Annotated in this window: 16 protein-coding genes; 2 read left to right on the top strand and 14 right to left on the bottom strand. The window is 26.2% G+C overall.

Annotation, left to right across the window (positions count from 1 at the left end; translation table 11 throughout):
* Position 1: 1 nt before the first annotated feature.
* Genes KGF48_RS01290 through KGF48_RS01280 form a run of 3 tightly spaced genes read right to left on the bottom strand, consistent with a single transcriptional unit; the run spans position 2 to position 1617 of the window.
* Entirely contained in the window at positions 2-880 is an 879-nt protein-coding gene (locus tag KGF48_RS01290; RefSeq protein ID WP_227867669.1) for a 4Fe-4S binding protein, read from the bottom strand.
* Positions 881-890: 10 nt separating this feature from the next.
* Positions 891-1040: a CD1871A family CXXC motif-containing protein gene (locus tag KGF48_RS01285; RefSeq protein WP_227827366.1), complete on the bottom strand. Its 150-nt coding sequence runs from the start codon at positions 1038-1040 to the stop codon at positions 891-893.
* Positions 1033-1617, bottom strand: coding sequence for a TlpA disulfide reductase family protein (locus tag KGF48_RS01280; protein ID WP_227867668.1), 585 nt, complete (start codon positions 1615-1617; stop codon positions 1033-1035). The genes KGF48_RS01285 and KGF48_RS01280 overlap by 8 nt, the downstream gene beginning before the upstream one ends.
* Positions 1618-2037: 420 nt before the next feature.
* On the opposite strand from KGF48_RS01280, the gene KGF48_RS01275 reads away from it, so the two are divergent.
* Positions 2038-3363 carry an MATE family efflux transporter gene (locus tag KGF48_RS01275; protein WP_227841302.1) on the top strand — a complete coding sequence of 442 codons (1326 nt, stop codon included), beginning with the start codon at positions 2038-2040 and terminating at the stop codon, positions 3361-3363.
* A gap of 175 nt (positions 3364-3538) precedes the next feature.
* On the opposite strand, the gene KGF48_RS01270 is transcribed toward KGF48_RS01275, so the two are convergent.
* The 7 genes from KGF48_RS01270 to KGF48_RS01240 all read right to left on the bottom strand — a co-directional run bounded on the left by KGF48_RS01270 (position 3539) and on the right by KGF48_RS01240 (position 10353).
* A complete protein-coding gene (locus tag KGF48_RS01270; RefSeq protein ID WP_227841303.1) occupies positions 3539-4330 on the bottom strand; it encodes an ABC transporter permease in 792 nt (263 codons plus the stop codon).
* Complete coding sequence (locus KGF48_RS01265) at positions 4331-5206, bottom strand: ATP-binding cassette domain-containing protein (RefSeq protein ID WP_227827362.1); 876 nt, start codon at positions 5204-5206, stop codon at positions 4331-4333. It lies immediately after the preceding gene.
* 3 nt (positions 5207-5209) lie between these two features.
* Positions 5210-5578 carry a GntR family transcriptional regulator gene (locus KGF48_RS01260; RefSeq protein WP_227432872.1) on the bottom strand — a complete coding sequence of 123 codons (369 nt, stop codon included), beginning with the start codon at positions 5576-5578 and terminating at the stop codon, positions 5210-5212.
* Between the two features lie 187 nt (positions 5579-5765).
* Positions 5766-6425 carry a deoxyribose-phosphate aldolase gene (deoC, locus tag KGF48_RS01255; protein ID WP_227841304.1) on the bottom strand — a complete coding sequence of 220 codons (660 nt, stop codon included), beginning with the start codon at positions 6423-6425 and terminating at the stop codon, positions 5766-5768.
* Positions 6426-6460: 35 nt separating this feature from the next.
* Positions 6461-8005: a murein biosynthesis integral membrane protein MurJ gene (murJ, locus tag KGF48_RS01250; RefSeq protein ID WP_227827360.1), complete on the bottom strand. Its 1545-nt coding sequence runs from the start codon at positions 8003-8005 to the stop codon at positions 6461-6463.
* Positions 8006-8701: 696 nt separating this feature from the next.
* Positions 8702-9586, bottom strand: a complete 885-nt coding sequence (locus tag KGF48_RS01245) for a sigma-70 family RNA polymerase sigma factor (RefSeq protein ID WP_227841305.1) — start codon at positions 9584-9586, stop codon at positions 8702-8704.
* A gap of 290 nt (positions 9587-9876) precedes the next feature.
* The gene (locus KGF48_RS01240; protein WP_227827359.1) at positions 9877-10353 is read right to left on the bottom strand and encodes a type I restriction enzyme HsdR N-terminal domain-containing protein; all 477 of its coding nucleotides are present in this window, start codon (positions 10351-10353) and stop codon (positions 9877-9879) included.
* Positions 10354-10619: 266 nt separating this feature from the next.
* On the opposite strand from KGF48_RS01240, the gene KGF48_RS01235 reads away from it, so the two are divergent.
* On the top strand, positions 10620-11783 hold the full coding sequence (locus KGF48_RS01235; protein WP_227841465.1) for a DUF1002 domain-containing protein: 1164 nt from the start codon (positions 10620-10622) through the stop codon (positions 11781-11783).
* Between the two features lie 69 nt (positions 11784-11852).
* Here the strand turns inward: KGF48_RS01235 and proC are convergent, their stop codons facing one another.
* The 4 genes from proC to KGF48_RS01215 form a co-directional block, all read right to left on the bottom strand.
* Positions 11853-12656, bottom strand: a complete 804-nt coding sequence (gene proC / locus KGF48_RS01230; protein WP_227827357.1) for a pyrroline-5-carboxylate reductase — start codon at positions 12654-12656, stop codon at positions 11853-11855.
* 36 nt (positions 12657-12692) lie between these two features.
* Complete coding sequence (locus tag KGF48_RS01225; RefSeq protein ID WP_413840640.1) at positions 12693-13283, bottom strand: helix-turn-helix domain-containing protein; 591 nt, start codon at positions 13281-13283, stop codon at positions 12693-12695.
* 1077 nt (positions 13284-14360) lie between these two features.
* A complete protein-coding gene (locus tag KGF48_RS01220; protein ID WP_227840998.1) occupies positions 14361-14969 on the bottom strand; it encodes a DNA-3-methyladenine glycosylase in 609 nt (202 codons plus the stop codon).
* Positions 14970-15083: 114 nt separating this feature from the next.
* Positions 15084-17822: a PAS domain-containing sensor histidine kinase gene (locus KGF48_RS01215; RefSeq protein ID WP_227840997.1), complete on the bottom strand. Its 2739-nt coding sequence runs from the start codon at positions 17820-17822 to the stop codon at positions 15084-15086.
* Positions 17823-17876 lie beyond the last annotated feature (54 nt).

The following is a 17876-nucleotide window of genomic DNA, read 5'->3' as shown; positions in this document are numbered from 1 at the left end:
TTTAAAATATTGATTTATCCTTTATATTCTTTGAAAAAGTTGTAGTAATTGCATTTTGAGGGCAAGCTTTTATACAATCACCACATCTAATACATTCTAAACTATTTACATCTTCATATATTGGAATATCAAGTTTACATTTTGCCTGACATGCTGTGCAATTTGTACATTTATCTTTATCAATTTTAAATCTATATATTGAAATAGGATTAAAAAAACTATAAATTGCACCTAAGGGACATAAGTACCTACAAAATGGTCTATAAATCATTATTGACATTAATAAAATCAATATCAAAATACTTAATTTCCAGCTAAATAAGAATCCTATGGATTCTTTTAAACTTTCATTTTCTAAAATAAGAGGTACCCCACCTAATAGTGTTCCTGAAGGACAAATCCACTTACAAAACCAAGGATTCCCACCACCTGCTACATTTACAATAGTAATTGGTAAAATAATTACAAAAACTATTAAAACTATGTATTTTAGATATTTTAAATATTTATCACCATAAACTTTTTTTACTTTTAATGGAAATGGTATTTTATATAATAAATCTTGAATAAGTCCAAAAGGACAAAGCCATCCACAAATAAAACGTCCAAAAAAAGCTCCAAATGCCATTAAAAAACCCACAACATAAAATGAAAATTTATAATCCCTACTTGATAAAACGGCTTGTAGTGAACCTATCGGACATGCACCTAGTGCCCCTGGACAAGAATAACAATTTAATCCAGGTACACACAAGTTTTTGCTTTCTCCACCATAAATAGTCCCTTGCAAAAAACCATTTATATATCCATTTGTTAATGCTGTAAATGCAACCTGAGTAATAAGTCTTATATTATTGTTTATTTTTGATAATAACTTCATAATTGCTCTCCTAACCAATACCAATACATTCAAGGCAAATCATAATTGCCTTAGTTAATACTACATTTGCTTCTCCACGATATACGCCCAATACAATAAATGAAATACCAATTACAATAATAGAAATACCTTTTTTATTTTCTTTAATAAAGTTACTCATTACTTTTTACCATCTTTAATCTTTCGTCTATAATTTTTTTCCATTCTTCTTTGCTATTTGCACCTGCAACTTTATCACCTACAAATTTTCCGTTCTTGTCTACAAAATAAGCTGTTGGAAACTCTATAATTCTTTTAAAATCAGTCTTTTTCAAACCTTCAGATACTGTTAATTGTTGATAGGTAGCATTTGATTTTTTCATAATATCTTTAACTAAGTCTCTCTCTTTATCTGAAAGACCAGTTTTCATATCAGCTCCATCAACTTCTACAACTAATCCCTTTATAGCTACATTTGAATTATTACTTTCATATTCTTTTGATAAAGCTTCAAGTTCTGGCATTTCACCTACACATGGACCACACCAAGTAGTCCAAACATTAATAAGTGTAAGGTCTTTACTTGAAAACACCTCCTTTGTTACCTTATTTCCATCTACATCTTTTGTTTCTAGATTAGAGAACCATTCACTATTCTTTTTGCTTGTGTCTATAGGCTTAGACTCTTTTTTACTACAACCAGAAAGTATACCTAAAGCAAAAACACATCCTAAAACTAATACAAAAAACCTTTTCATACTTCACACTCCTAATATCTATATAATATATAAAATTGTTGATTGAAATAAGAGTAACCCATCCTCTATACTATAGTTATTATATTTAATAAATAATAGCTAACCTAAAGAAAACTATATTGAAGATATATAGTTACTAAAATATATTTCTTATCAAACAAAATCTTATATATATGATAAACTGTAAAACTTAAGATTATATACCTATATTTCTAAAGATTTTCTTAAGATATAATTATCTTTTCAATAGAATATAATTATTCTTTCAATAAAAGTTCATTAATCGCTATTCTATAAATCCTACTTAACATAAGTTATTATTGATTTAAAGCCATTTATAGTATTAACAAAGTTTTTCTTGACTATATAGTTACTATATACCTTATTATATATAGAGAGTAATAAAAGGAGGTAAAATTTATGGAAAATTTATTTACAAGAAAATTCACTACTTTTGAATTTCTAAAATTTGTTTCTCCTGCAATTATATCCATGGTATTTATATCTTTATACACAATAATAGATGGTATATTTGTGTCAACATTAGTTGGCTCAGATGCTCTTGCCAGTATAAATATTGTACTACCCATAATCAACCTTGTTTGTGGTTTTGGAATAATGATGGCAACTGGTGGAGGAGCTATAGTTTCTATACGTATGGGGGAAAATAGACAAGATGAAGCCAATTCTACATTTTCTTTTATAGTTTTATTTTCATTGATTATTGGAATTTTATTCACAGTAATCTCGTATTTTTTTGTCAAAGAAATATCTATTTTACTTGGAGCAACTGATAAACTACTACCTTATTGTATAACTTATGGTAAAGTCATGATTTTATGTACACCTTTTTATATTTTAAAATTTATATTTGAATATTTTACAAGAACTGATGGAAACTCTAAATTTAGTTTATTTCTATCAGTAATTGGAGGTGTAACAAATATAATATTAGATTACGTGTTTATTAAATATTTTGGAATGGGTCTTCTAGGTGCTGCTGTTGCAACTGCTATAGGTATCATTTTAACTTGTATTTTAGGTGTAGCCTACTTCTTATCAAGTAAGTCTACATTAAAACTAAAAAAACCGAAAATTGATTTTAGACTTATAAGAGATACAATGATAAATGGTTCTTCTGAAATGGTTACAGAATTATCTACAGGAATTACAACATTCTTATTTAATATAGTTGCTTTAAGATTAGCAGGAGAAACTGGACTTGCAGCTCTTACTATAGTACTTTATGCTCACTTTTTGATGACATCGGTTTATCTAGGTTTTGCTGCTGGAGTATCACCATTGATAAGTTATAATTTTGGTGCTGAAAATAGCGATAAGTTAAAAGAAACATTTAAACATTCTTTAAAATTTATATTTGTTTCTTCTATTTTAGTTTTTATTGTAGCGTTAGTTTTTGCACCACTTATTGTTAGAGTTTTTGTAAATCCTGATAATGGAGTATTTGGTTTAGCTTTACAAGGTCTAAAAATATTTGCTTTTGCTTTTTTATTTGTTGGCATAAATATATTTGCATCAGGATTTTTCACAGCATTTCACAACGGAAAAATTTCAGCTATTATATCTTTTAGTCGTGCCTTTGTTTTTGTAATTATAGGAATTATAATTCTTCCTCCTATATTGCATCTAAATGGATTGTGGCTTACTGTTCCATTTGCTGAAATTATAACTATATTTATATCTATATTGTTTATAAAAAAATATAAGAGTAAATATAAGTATTAGTAAAATATACTTGTTAAAGTTAATAAAGCTAGCTTAAAGTAACCGTATTCAAATTTCACTTTAGAAACTTTATATTTGCAATGAAATTAAAGCCCTTAAAATCCAAAACAAATGGTTTTTAAGGGCTTTTTACTAGTACTATTTAAATCTACTTTTAAGGTAATTTTTATTTTAACTATAATAAATCATTTGCATAATCCTTGATTGGAGCTCTTCTAAGTAGTAATATTATTAAGGCTATACAAATAAATATGGCTCCTACTTTTAACCTTAATAATACAGAAGGATTTGCAAATAAAATAATAATTTTATCTAAATGTATAAGCATTTTTTGTGTATGTTTAATTGCAAAGTTAACTACATAAATTAATATCAATATTGGTAATCCTATCAATAGAGTAAAGCTAGTAGCTTTTCTAACTCTATATGTAAAAGCACCCAACAAAGCACCTATCAAACCTATACACATTTCACTAATACATAAATTTATAAAATAATTTAAGTAAGCTAGTGGCATATTTGCTGTTGATGATTCTATTATTGTGGGTATAGAAATCCAAAGTAAATCTTGTTTCAGTAAAGATAATATATCCACCTTATAACCTGTTATAAACTCCATAGATAACTTTGATAAAAATATTAAAACTATACTTATAATAGAAAGAACAAAAGCCAAAATAATTAAGGTTAGTATAATAGCTTTTATACAATTCTTTCTATCTGCCCTTATACTTAAAGCCCCTGAAAAATCTTTATTTACTATGGATATTCCATATACAAATATTAGTATGCTTATATAGTTTAAAAGTGGCGTTGTGAAAGATGATAAGTCTTGTTTAGGCAAATTAGCAAAAGTTACAATAATAAGTGGTAAAACATTTAAAAAAGCACCCATTACCAAAAATAAAATTATATATAGTTTTGTATTTTTATTAAAAAATTTCATATATGGTCTTAATTCATTCAATTACAAAACCTCCTTTTTAGTCATACTTACAAACATATCTTGTAATCCTATGTATCCTACATCTATATTTGAATTTTCAATTATATTTTCATCGTTTTTACTAAAGTCACCATAGTAAAAGTAGGCAACTGTATTTCCAAATGATTTCTTAGGCTTTACATTTCTTATTGCTTCTAACTTTTCTACTTCTTCTCTGCTTCCAGTAATATAATGAGCTTTTTGTTTTATAGTATCAATATCTTCATCTATAATAATCTTACCTTCATTTAATATTATTACATGCTCTAATAAATCATCTATTTCATCAATCAAATGAGTTGATATTATTATCGTTCTTGGATTTTTTATATAATTATCTAAGATTACATTATAAAATTCTTGCCTGTTTACTGCATCTAGGCCAATTGTTGGTTCATCAAATATAGTGATGGCTGAATTGGAACAAATTCCTATTATATTTGAAAGTATAGTCTTCATTCCCCTAGACAATTGTCTATACTTTTTCTTTATATTTAAATCAAAATATTTACATAGTTTTTCTTCTAATGCCTTATCATAATTTTTATAGAAGCTAGAAGAAAACTCGAATATTTGACCTACTTTAAAATCTGAATTATAAAATTCTTTTTCTCTTACAATACAAATATCTTCCAATACTTTTAAATCTTCTTTTATATTTTTTCCTGAAATTTCTATCTCTCCTTCATTCTGAATTAATTGATTTACTATTATATTCAATAATGTAGTTTTCCCAGCACCATTTTTTCCTAATAAACCATATATTTTATTTTCTTCAAAATTCAGAGACACGTTATCAAAAATCTTTTGTTTTTTAAAGCTATGAGATAAATTTTTTATCCTAATAGAGCTACTCATACATTACTCCCCCTTAAAATTTATTATAATATCGACTAATTCTTCTCTGTTTATTTCTAATTTATCTGCTTCTTGAAGTAGATTTTTTATAAAATTATTTTTAAAGTTTTCTTTCCTAACTTCTTTTATGATACTTCTTGCTCCCTCTGATACAAACATTCCTATCCCTCTCTTCTTATATAAAATATTCTTATCAACTAATGTATTTATTCCTTTCAAGACTGTAGCAGGATTAATTTTATAAAGCTTTGAAAGTTCAGTTGTTGATGGAACCTGTTCTTCTTCTTTTATACCATCTGATAATATTTCATCTTCAATTGCTCGTGCTATTTGAATAAATATGGGTTCTTCATTATTTAATATTAATTTCATAGATTCCTCCTTTCTAAGTTAGTTAATTACTTAAGTAACTAACTATATGACTATAGTATATTATAAAATCTTCTCTGTCAATACTAAATAAAAAAACAGAGGGAAATTTCCCTCTGTTTTTTTATTTTATAAATTTATAATTAAACTAGTATCTAATTGTTATTGATTTATCCATAAATCAATAGTTTTAATAACCTGTTATATCTTCATTTTTTAATATTTTACATATTGAACTAGTACCTAATCTTTCAGCACCTGCCTCTATAAATTTTTCTGCATCAGAAATCGATTTAACACCTCCAGCAGCCTTTATCTTAACATTTTTTCCAACATGCTCTTTCATAAGCGTTATATCTTCCAAAGTAGCTCCACCTGTTCCCATTCCAGTAGATGTCTTTATAAAATCTGCACCAGACACTGTTACTATCTCACACATCTTTACTTTTTCACATTCCTCTAAATAACATGTCTCTATAATAACCTTTAATATTTTCTCTCCAATAATTGCTTTTATTTCTTTTATCTCATTTTCTATCTTCTCATAGTCTCCATTTTTAATGTCTGAAATATTTACAACCATATCAACTTCATCTGCTCCATTTTTAATTGCATCTTCAGCTTCAAATACCTTTGTTGCAGTAGTTTGATATCCTAGAGGAAATCCTATTACTGTACATACCTTTATTTTACTATTTAAATGTTCTGCTGCTCTTTTTACATATGATGGTGGTATACAAACTGATGCTACATTCATGTTTATAGCCTCATCACACAAAACCTTAATATCTTCCCATGTCGTTGTAGCCTTTAAAATAGTATGGTCTACCGTTTTTAATATGTGTTTCATAAAATCCTCCTAAATATATAATTAATATAGTTAAACTAGTTTTTTAAGTGTAACTTTCTTTTGGCAATATTTAATATCATATCAACTTCTTCAACTTTAAAAATGGTCATTAGTAATGTATAAATTCCACCTCCAACTATTACTGAAATGGTTAATGATACTAACTCGTTAAGTCTACCTACTCCTAAAAGTCCAAATATAAATTTATACGTAAAATATGATAAAATTCCCATAATAACTGATGCTACTAATGATTTTAAGGTTGCTTTTATTATCTTATCTTGTCCAAAATAACCTACTTTCCTTCTTAAATTTAGGAAAAGTAACAATATACATGCAATTGATGATGAACTAGTTGCAAGAGCAAGACCACCATGAGCCATAGGTTTTATTAAAATTAAATCTAGCACTATATTTACACAAACAGATATAATACCATTTACCATAGGTGTTTTTGTATCTTGTAATGAATAAAAAACTTTACCTAATATATCTCTAAGTCCAAATGCAGTCATTCCAACTGCATAGAAAACTAAAGCAGTTGCTGTCATTTGAGTTGCTCTAGCATCAAAAGCTCCTCTTTCAAATATAATTCTAACAACTGGATTTGCAAAAACAATAGACCCAACTGAAATAGGAATCATAGAAATTATTATCATATTTACACTAGATTTAACTGAACTTGTAAATTTTTTTTGATTATTCTCTGCACTTAATTTCGACAGCATGGGATACATAACAGACACTATTGAGGCTGTAAATGTCCCTGTAACAAAACCATTTAACCTATCTGCATAAGTAAGTGCTGGTATGCTACCTTTAACTAATGTAGATGCTAAAGTTGTATCAACTAATGAGTTTACTTGATTAACAGCAACACCTATAAACACTGGTGAAAGTAATGCCAGCAATTTTATAAGACTATCATCTTTAAAGTCTAAGTAAAAGGAATATTTGTAATCTGTTTTTTTAACAAAAAACAGGTAAAAAAGTAGTTGAACTATCATGGCAACTACAGCACCAACTGGAAGTACATATGGTCCAAATACGGTACTTATCATTATTGAAATAATTATTACTATATTATAGGGGATACTACCAAATCCAACTATGATAAAATTTTCTTTTATTTGTAAAAATGCTGACATAACACTAGTGATACCTATAAATATTATTCCTGTTATAAGTACTTTGGTAAATTTTACAGTAAGCTCAAATCTTTCGCCTTCAAATCCTATAGCAAATATACTCACAAGTTGTTTTGAAAAAATCACACCCAGTATAGCTACAATTATGCATATACCAACTATTATATTTAAAACATTGTTTAAAAATTTTACTGCTTGTTTTTCACCTTGTTTACTACTTATATCTTGATACATTGGTATAAAAGTAGTAACTATAGCAGTTCCTATTGCTGCAAATATAATATTTGGTATATTCATAGCTGTCAAATAACTCTCTGTATACAAACCTGTTCCATAAATTGACGATAAAACTAATTCTCTACCCATGCCAAGAATCTTAGATATTACAGTAACTATCATCAAGTAAAAAGTTGCTTTAGCTACCTTGCTCATTTTATCACTCCACTTCTAACACACTTCTTTTAGTTCAGTAAAAGCCAGCCTATTATATATAATTTAATATATTATTCCTACATTTTACAAAGATAATAGTAGTTGTTTATTTTTTAATATATCATAAATAATATTACCTTCATGTTTTTTATTTCTACAACATTTTCTATAATTACAATTTAAATCTAATAGTATAAATTTAATTGAGCTCACAGAAATGGAGTTATTATTTTCTAATCTTGGTAAAACAAAAACACTTATATTGGCTATATATTCAAATTTCATTTTATTCATTTCTTTATAACTTAATAATCTCCACATAAGGAAAATATATAATCATTTTTAAGTTATATTTTAACATATTTTATCTATTTTGAAAAATTTTAATCACTTTTACTAAATAACTATTCATTTAAAGAAAATTTAAAAAAGTATTCTCCTCAATGAAGAATACTTAACAGAAATATATAAGTGCATTTTAAAGAAAATATATCAATATGATTATTAATAATCGTCACTAAGCTAGTAAAAACTCAACTTTTCTACAAGTTAAAGTAATGTAGAAGTAATTTTTATTTTATTAACTTCATATTTTCCTCTTGAAAAACCATTATTGACTATGCGTAAGTATAACAAAAGAAAAAATAAAAGTAGGAGAATCTTTCTCCTACTTTCTTTTATATTAGCTTTAAAATATTAATAAAAATGCTTTAATTGTTTTAATTTACTTGGATGTCTTAATTTTCTTATTGCTTTAGCTTCTATTTGTCTTATTCTTTCTCTAGTAACTCCAAACACTTTTCCAATCTGTTCTAATGTCTTAGGGTCATCATCATCAATGCCAAATCTCATTCTCAAAACCTGCTGTTCTTGTTCTCCAAGACCTGTAAGTAATTCTTCTATTTTTTCTTTTAAATTATGTTGTTCCACTTCATGCATTACAACATCTTTAAAATCAGCATCTGATGGTATAAATTCAACTAAACTACTATCTTCATCTTCTTTTAATGGTGTATCCAAAGATACAACATTTTTATCTCGTTTTAATAATTCCAATACTTTCTCAACCTCAAGACCACAAGCATCTGCAATCTCATCTACAGTTGGTTCTCTTAATAATACATTTAAAAGTTCTTGTTTCTTTTTCTTTACAAAATTTATTCTTTGGTGAAGATGTATAGGTATTCTAATAGTATTTTCGCAATCATCAATATATCTTGTTATGCTTTGTTTTATCCACCATGTAGCATAAGTGCTAAATTTGTATCCTTTTTTATAATCGTACTTCTCTACTGCTTTTATGAGTCCTATATTTCCCGCTTGAATTAAATCTAGCATATCAATACTATCTCTTTTATATCTTTTTGCTATGCTCACTACCAACCTATAATTTGAATTTATAAACTTTTCCTTTGCTACTGAAGATGAGTTGATTATTTCCTTTGCCAGCTCTACCTCTTCTACCGCTGACAACATTTTGTATTCCTCAATTTCCTTTAAATACATTTTCATCGCATTTGATACATTTGATGAACCCACACAAATATAATTTTCATAATTATTTTCTTTTTTAGTATCCATAATCAAACCCCTTCTATTCATAGAATTTGCTAAAACAAAAATAAATAATTTAAAACTACATAATCTGCAATTACATAATATCCTCTTCTTCAAATGAGTTGTTTTGTATATTATGTATACAAAGTTATAAAAACTATACCTATAATATTATTCTACTTCTAACCCTAATATCCTTCTTATATATATAATTTATTTTATTATATATTGTTATATCCTAAGTTTTTAAATTGATATATGTCTAAAAAAAGACTGTTAATTAAACAGTCTTTTTATATATATATGCTTGTTATTTACTTTTCATGATGATTGCATCCACATCCACAATTTTCATCGTGATGATGATGTTCTTCTTCTAAATCTTTAACTTGTTGTTCCATCTCATTAAACTCTTTTACCATTATGTCATAAGTTGGAAGTGCTGCCTCAGTATCATACTCTTCGCCTCTCCAATCAGCATACATCATAGCATCACCATTAGTTAAAACCAATCTACCTGACATAGTTATGTTATCTACTTCTTCTAGAAATTCTATTTGTTTTTGTAAAACTTCCCCTTCTAATTCTACATCTTCATCTAAACACTGTACTATCATTACTGGAGCGTAATAATCCTCATCATCTTTAACATTTACAATAATATCTAAAGTTCCCTCTGCACCTTCTTCAAATTCTGCTAATTCAACATTTGTATCAATCATATCCTGAGGTACTAATAAATCTTCTATTAAATATTTTATTACTCTATCTTTTACTAATTCTTTTGACATTTATTTTTTCTCCTTCCGATTCTATAACATTATCATAATCATTTCTATATTATAGTATACTACATTAATTGTTTTTTCAATCTCTTATAAAAATTATTTTTTTATTATTTACCTTATATTACCTTTTTTATTACAAACTTGTAATCGCATTGATTTAAAAAATAGTTTATATTTAGTATAATAGAAATGTAGCACATATTTTTATTCAATATATTGATAAAATATATATTGAAAATGTAATGTATGTTAAATCTAGGAGGATTATTATGAAGTTTAAAAAACAAATTAGCTCTATTATTATATCTACTATGCTTGTGTTTGGAAGTTTAAACCTTGCTTATGCAGATGGTACAAATGTCGTTACACTTGGAGCTAACTTATCAGAGTCTCAAAAGCAACAAATGCTTAATTATTTTGGAGTTAAAAAAGACCAAGTCTTAGTTTTAGATGTAACAAATGCAGAAGAAAGACAATATTTACAAGGTGTTGCAACAGAGAGCCAACTTGGTAAAGTTACTATTTCTTGCTCATATGTTGAGCCTACAACAAAAGGCAATGGCATTAATGTTAAAACAGCAAATTTAACTTGGGTAACTAGCTCAATGATTGCTTCAACACTTACAACAGCTGGTCTTGAAAATGCAAATGTTATTGCTGCTGCTCCATATCCTGTAAGTGGTACTGGTGCATTGACAGGAATTATGAAAGCATTTGAAGATGCATCAGGAAAAAAACTTGACGAAACAAAAAAGGAAATTGCTTCTGAAGAGTTAGTAGTTACAGGTGATTTAGGAGATGATATAGGTCAAGAAAAAGCAACTGGTGTAATGAATGATATAAAAACAGAAATTGTAAAAAATGGTACAAAGGATACTAATCAAATAGCCAACACAATAAATAATGTTGTAAATAATTACAATATTACTATTACACCAGAACAAAAAGAGCAAATTCAAGGTGTAATGAAAAAAATAGCTGACCAGGATTATGATTACAACAACATGAAAAATACATTAGACAATGTATCAAATAATGTAAATGAACAATTAAAAAAATTAGGTGAAAGTGTTAAGGGCTCTGGAATACTAGATACTATAGGTGGATGGTTTAGTGGAATAGGAGATTGGTTCTCTGGTTTATTCTCAGGAGGAGATAAAAAAGATCTAGGAATCTTAAATAACACTAATGATGAGTCTCTTGGCTCAAATGCTGTGATAAACTCTACAGATGGTGTTCAAATAGATCCACAAGATAATACTAACTCTAATGATAATAGCAATACAAATAATTCAGAAAATAATAGTGAAAATAATGGTAACTCTCAATCAGGTGAAAATAACACAACTAATAATTCTGAAAATCAATCCAATACTGACGACTCAGTTGGTTTCTTTGAAAAAATAAAAAATTGGCTTTCAGGCTTATTTTAAAAATTAAGTAAAAAAAGAATTGCCTAACATAGAAAAAAGGCAATTCTTTTTATTTCCAATAAATTCTTATTACTCACTCATTTTTTGAGATTTTTCTATACATGCACATATAGCTTTTATAACAGATGCTCTAAAACCTTCCTCTTCAAGGACTTTAACTGCTTCTATAGTAGTCCCTCCAGGTGAGCATACCATATCTTTTAGTTCACCAGGATGTTTTCCTGTTTCAAGTACCATTTTTGCAGAACCCATAACTGCTTGTGCTGCAAATTTATATGCTTGTTGTCTTGGCATTCCTGCAATTACTGCTGCATCTGCAATAGCTTCTATAAACAAAAACACATAGGCTGGTGCAGAACCACTCGCTCCAATCACTGCTTCTATAAGATATTCTGGTACGACTTCAGTGTTTCCAAAAGAACTAAATACTTCTACCACTGCTTCTAAGTCTTCATCTTTTATATTTTTATTTATAGATATTGAAGACATAGCCTCATTTACAAGTGCAGGAGTATTAGGCATAGTTCTAACTATTTTTTTATTTTCACCTATAATTGCCTCTATATCTTTTATAGATTTTCCTGCTGCTATTGTAACTATAATTTTACTATCATCTACAAAATCTTTTATCTCTTCTAAAATATCATCATATATGTCTGGCTTAACAGCTACAATTACTATATCAGAAGTTCTAGTAACCTCTTTTGAATCTTTTGTAGTATTTATACCAAAATTTGCATGTATTCTATCAAGAGTTCCTTGAGTATATGCTGATGCTGTTACCATATTAGGTTCAACTAATTTTGAATTTACTATACCACCTATCATAGCACTGGCCATATTTCCTGCACCTATAAATCCAATTTTTTTCACTGTAATACTCCTCCTTAAATAGGTAATAACTAAATTTTAAGCTTCTTTAACTGTATCAGAATTTTCAAATGGATTTGGTATACTTACCACTAAAATTCTTACCATCTTATTAGTATAGTTAACCCAATTGTGATTGTTCTTTTCACTATTGTAGTGTATTGTATCACCTGGATACATTTCAATTTGCTCATCACCCAAAAACACTGTAAGAGTGCCCTCTAAAACATATACAAATTCTTCACCACTATGTACATAGCAACAAATTTCTTCACTACTTTTACTTGGAAGAATTTCAATTAATCTTGGTAACATAGTTTTTTCTTTTAAATTAGATGATAAATGATAATGTATAAATGTTGAATTTTCTACATCAAAAACTTCTTTTTCATAACTTCTTAATACAGGTCTCTTATGCTCCTTTGGTTTCATAAAAAAGTAAGTCAAATCTACATCCAATACATTTGCTATTTTACCCAATGAATCTGTTGCCACACTTGTTAATCCTCTTTCAAGTTGTGACAAAAATCCAATTGATAAGTTTGTTTTCTCACTCATATCTTTCAGTGTCATTTGTTTTTGAGTTCTAAGTTGCTTTATTTTTGCTCCTATGTCCTTATTCAAAACCATCACCCCTAAATAATTTTAATTTTTTCATAATATAAATATAAGAATATAAATATAGGCTATTATATCTATAATATTTCACCTCAAAAAAACTTTATTAGTATAAATATAATTTATTCACTTTCTTTTGTCTACACATTTATCATTATTTATAATTTATTATTGTATATATCTCTACCTAATTTAGCAAAAGTTATTAATTATTTTTCTATTTTTTAATATATCTGATTATGATTACTTTTTTTATATTATAAAACTTAAGTTATTCATATAATTTACTTTATTATTTATATAGTTCATAATATATAAATCTTATTAGTATAATTTTTATCAGATTACTATCTTTAATTTGTGTACATTGCATTATATAGTTTATTTGAATTTAACTATTAAAAATTAAGCTTATTATATTGCTATTTCTACAGATTCTTACATCCTTTATAATAATTATAACATAATTTTACAATTTAATAGTATCTATTCAATGCCTTTTTTTATTTATACAACATCTTATATTTTATAGTCCAAAACTATACATATTTTTCTAATGTTTATACAGATACAGCCTTGTTATTTCCTAATTTAGCAATCGTTATCAAAATATTTATCATCTTTTTAAATTCCATTTTTAATTTTTCTGTCTAACAATAATTTTCATAACAAAGCATATGAAATCATCTTATAACCTCAATCATACGATTTTAAATATATCTCTATTCTAAAGATACTTTCTTTTTTTGTCAAAATTTTTCTATTTTTTATAAATAATTATTCGTTGTAATAAATAATCTGTTTAATATAAAATAAACTAACTTTATGTATAAACACGACTATTCTTAATAAAATGCGTCCAAAAGTTAATATTCATTTATTTTATAGTATAATATTATCATACTTATTTTGTTGAAATATATCTTTGTTTGTATAAACAAAACAATTGAAAATAATTATAAAAATCTACTAAAAATACATCTTCTGCTCTATAAATTTATTTATACTAAAATAAAAATTCTGTAAAAAATAAGATATATATTTATAAAAAATAATTTTTATAAATATATATCTTATTGATATCAGTACTTATTCTATATAAAAACGCCATAAAAAATCTTTTGCTTCTTCTGCATAGTCTATATTTATACGTTTACTAGTTTTTATATCCAATTCACCTTCACTAAATACCTTTTTTCCTTCATTATCATAATAAAAGTCACTTATATATAATTCTTCACCCATTATACTCTTACTATTTAAGCTTCTATCTATTTTTAAAGCCTTACAAAGTTTTCCTGGTCCATTAGTAATATTTTTTATTTGATACTTACTCAAATTATCATACAATTTATTATATCTATTTATAGATATCTCATCTAAAGAAGTTATTGGTTCGACACCTCTTATCAACACACACTCTGGTACATTTTCTATATTCGCTGATAGATTTAGACAATTGTACATACCATAAATTAAATAAACATATATATGTCCACCATCTAAATACAGAGGCTTAGTTCTCTCAGTTCTTTTATCACCATATACATGTGCACCTTTGTCATTTATACCCATGTATGCCTCTGTCTCTACTATCTTGGTAACAATTGTTTTGTTTTCATACTTTCTTATTAAATATTTACCTAATATAGATTTAGCTAAATCAATTCCATTTTTCCTAAAAAAATCCTTTTCCAAAATTTCACCTCATAAAGTTTATTTATAGTCAGTTAAATACAGCTAAAATTATAAGTAAAATTAGTCTGCTTTTAATTGTATATTAATATATAAAATAATGGATTTCAATATTTACTACTTATATATATCAAAAAATTCTATCTCGAATTTTTCAATATTATCATTGTAATTTGATTTATCATAGACTTCTTCAACTACTTCTTTAATTGGGAATATGATTTTCACCTCTGTTCCTTCTCCTAATTTACTATCTATATAAATTTCTCCATTTTGAATTTCAATTAACGATTTTGCAAGACACAATCCTATTCCACTGCCGAATTCATTTGATATACCACTATTTTCAATTTGTTTAAATCTATTAAATATGTCATTTAATTTTTCCTTTTCTATACCTATTCCAGTATCTTTTATAAGTATTTCTACATTTTCACCTTCTTTATATATTCCTACAAGTATTTCTCCACCTTCTAAAGTAAACTTTATAGCATTTGATAATATATTCAATATTATCCTTTCTATAGATTCTGGGTCAAGACCTACTCTCATAGTTTCCTCATTTGTATCAAAAACTAAGTCGATTCCCTTAGATTTTGCATAACTGCTAATGGATGTAACTATTCTTTCTGTTATATCGATAATATCAAAGTTAACTGCTTTAATCTTATATATTTCTGATTTAACTTGAGAAATATTTATTATATTATCTATTAATCTTAATAATCTAAACATGTTTTGTTTAGTTATTTTTATGTGTTCTCTTAATATATCTTGACAGTCAATTATCTTGCTTTTTTTATAAAGATTCTCGATAAGCTGAACTGAGCTATAGATATTATTTAAAGGAGTCTTGAGTTCATGAGATATATTAGCATAGAACTCCATCTTCATCTGGTCATACTGTCTTTGTTTTATTAATGCTTTTTTAAGTCTCTCAGACTCTCTTTGTACACTTAAATCTTTAATGATTCTCACTCTACTTCTCTTCTGTCCAAAGTATAAGGTTCTTGATATCATATTTACTTCTTTAATATGATTGTTTTCATTTACTATATGAATACTTTTTTCTCTTTCACCTATATTTAAATTGTTTATGTATTTTTTTACTAAGATATTTCTATATTTTTGTGTTGTTACTCCTAGTACATCACTTGATATTCCAAATAATTCTCTAAAAGCTCTATTTGTATAAAGTACTCTTGATGTACTTAAATCTTCAAGAAAAATAGCCTCTGGTATAGCATCTAATAATTTTTCATATATTATTTTTTGTTCATTTACTGTTCTAAGTATATTTATTTCTTTGGTTATATCTCTAAATGTAAGTAACTTAAATAATTTATTATTTGACCAATAATCTCCAACTCTCACTTCTTCAACATGTTCTTCACCATCTGAATCAGACATTACAAAATTAACTATACAATTTGCTGTATCATTATAACTTACTATTTCAGCTTTCTTTTCTTTTGTTAGATTTAATCTTTTAAAGTCTCTATTATCAAAGAAATCTATGTTAAAAGTTTCAAAATATTTTTCTAATGTCATATTAACTAGCTCTTTTGATGTACATTTAAAACTCTTTTCATATTTTTTATTTATGCTTATTACTTTATTCTTCTTTATACCACCTTCTGCACTTCTTACAAGTATAGGAGAGGGTATATTTAATATTATATTTTCATAATCTTTATTTATAGCCCTTATCTCTTTATCCATTTTTATTTCATTTGTAATATTATTTAAGCTTATTAAATAATTACTTTCTTCTTCATTATTACTTAAACTTAGCAAATATATTTTATTATTTAGCTCTACTTGTTTATCAATTATACTTATATCCTTATCAAATTTTTTTAGCTTTTCAGCTACACACTCATCTTCTTTTATAAAATTTAATATGTGATAAAAGTTTTTCATGTCCTTTGAAAATTCATCTTTAAATGCATTATTTGTATAACTTATATTAAAATCATAATCTGTTATTATCCATACATTTGGTATAGTATCAAGTGCTTGTCTTAATAACTCTTTTCTTTCATCTATGTAATTTTTTAATGTTTTCTGTATAGTCATATCCTTTTCTATTGCTAGATTTATCTTACTTAATTGTTCTGACTTTTTACTTAACTTCTTATTTATTGAATTTAATTCATAATATGGATATACTATTCTATTACTTAGACTGTATACATACACATAGTAAGTATGATTACATAACAATAAATACACTACTCCTATTAATCTATCTGTATCTACTATACTAATTTGACAAGTTGTTATAAAACCTATAATAGTTGCAAATAAAGCAAAGTATGATAAATTTTTTATTAAGCTATAATGTTCAGCTTCACTATTGATTTTGTTTAATACAAACAATAAATTGAACAAAGATATGACAATATTAATTGACATAATAATCATATTCAAATAAAAGTTATTAAAAATACTTCGTAGAAAATAATCTACTATTACAAAAGTACTGTTGAAAATCAACAAATGACTTATTCTCAGTTTTTTTATTTTAGAAATTGTTAAGTATATAAATGTAGATATATTAATTATACTTAAATTGAGTATCATAACTTGGAATTTTTGAATCTCTAATTCTGCTATGCCTAAAATCCCCACAAAAACTAATACAAGGCATCCTAATTTTAGTATATTTATAAATTCATCTTTTTCAAAACTAGTTATATAAACTATAGAATATCCAAATATCCAAAGTAAAATTATCCTATACATATTTATGGAAACTGTATACAAATTTATATTCAAAAGTGCAATAATTAAAAATAACCCATTAGCCAATATATAGACCTTATTCTTCCTTAAAGTTCCCTTAGATTCCATATTCCCCACCACTTCTTCATTTTTATATAGTTTTATCTATAAATATGTTACCAC

Origin of the sequence: Clostridioides sp. ZZV15-6388 (assembly GCF_020657755.1) — a bacterium.
GTDB lineage: Bacteria > Bacillota > Clostridia > Peptostreptococcales > Peptostreptococcaceae > Clostridioides.
This window is presented reverse-complemented; position numbering and strand designations above follow the sequence as displayed.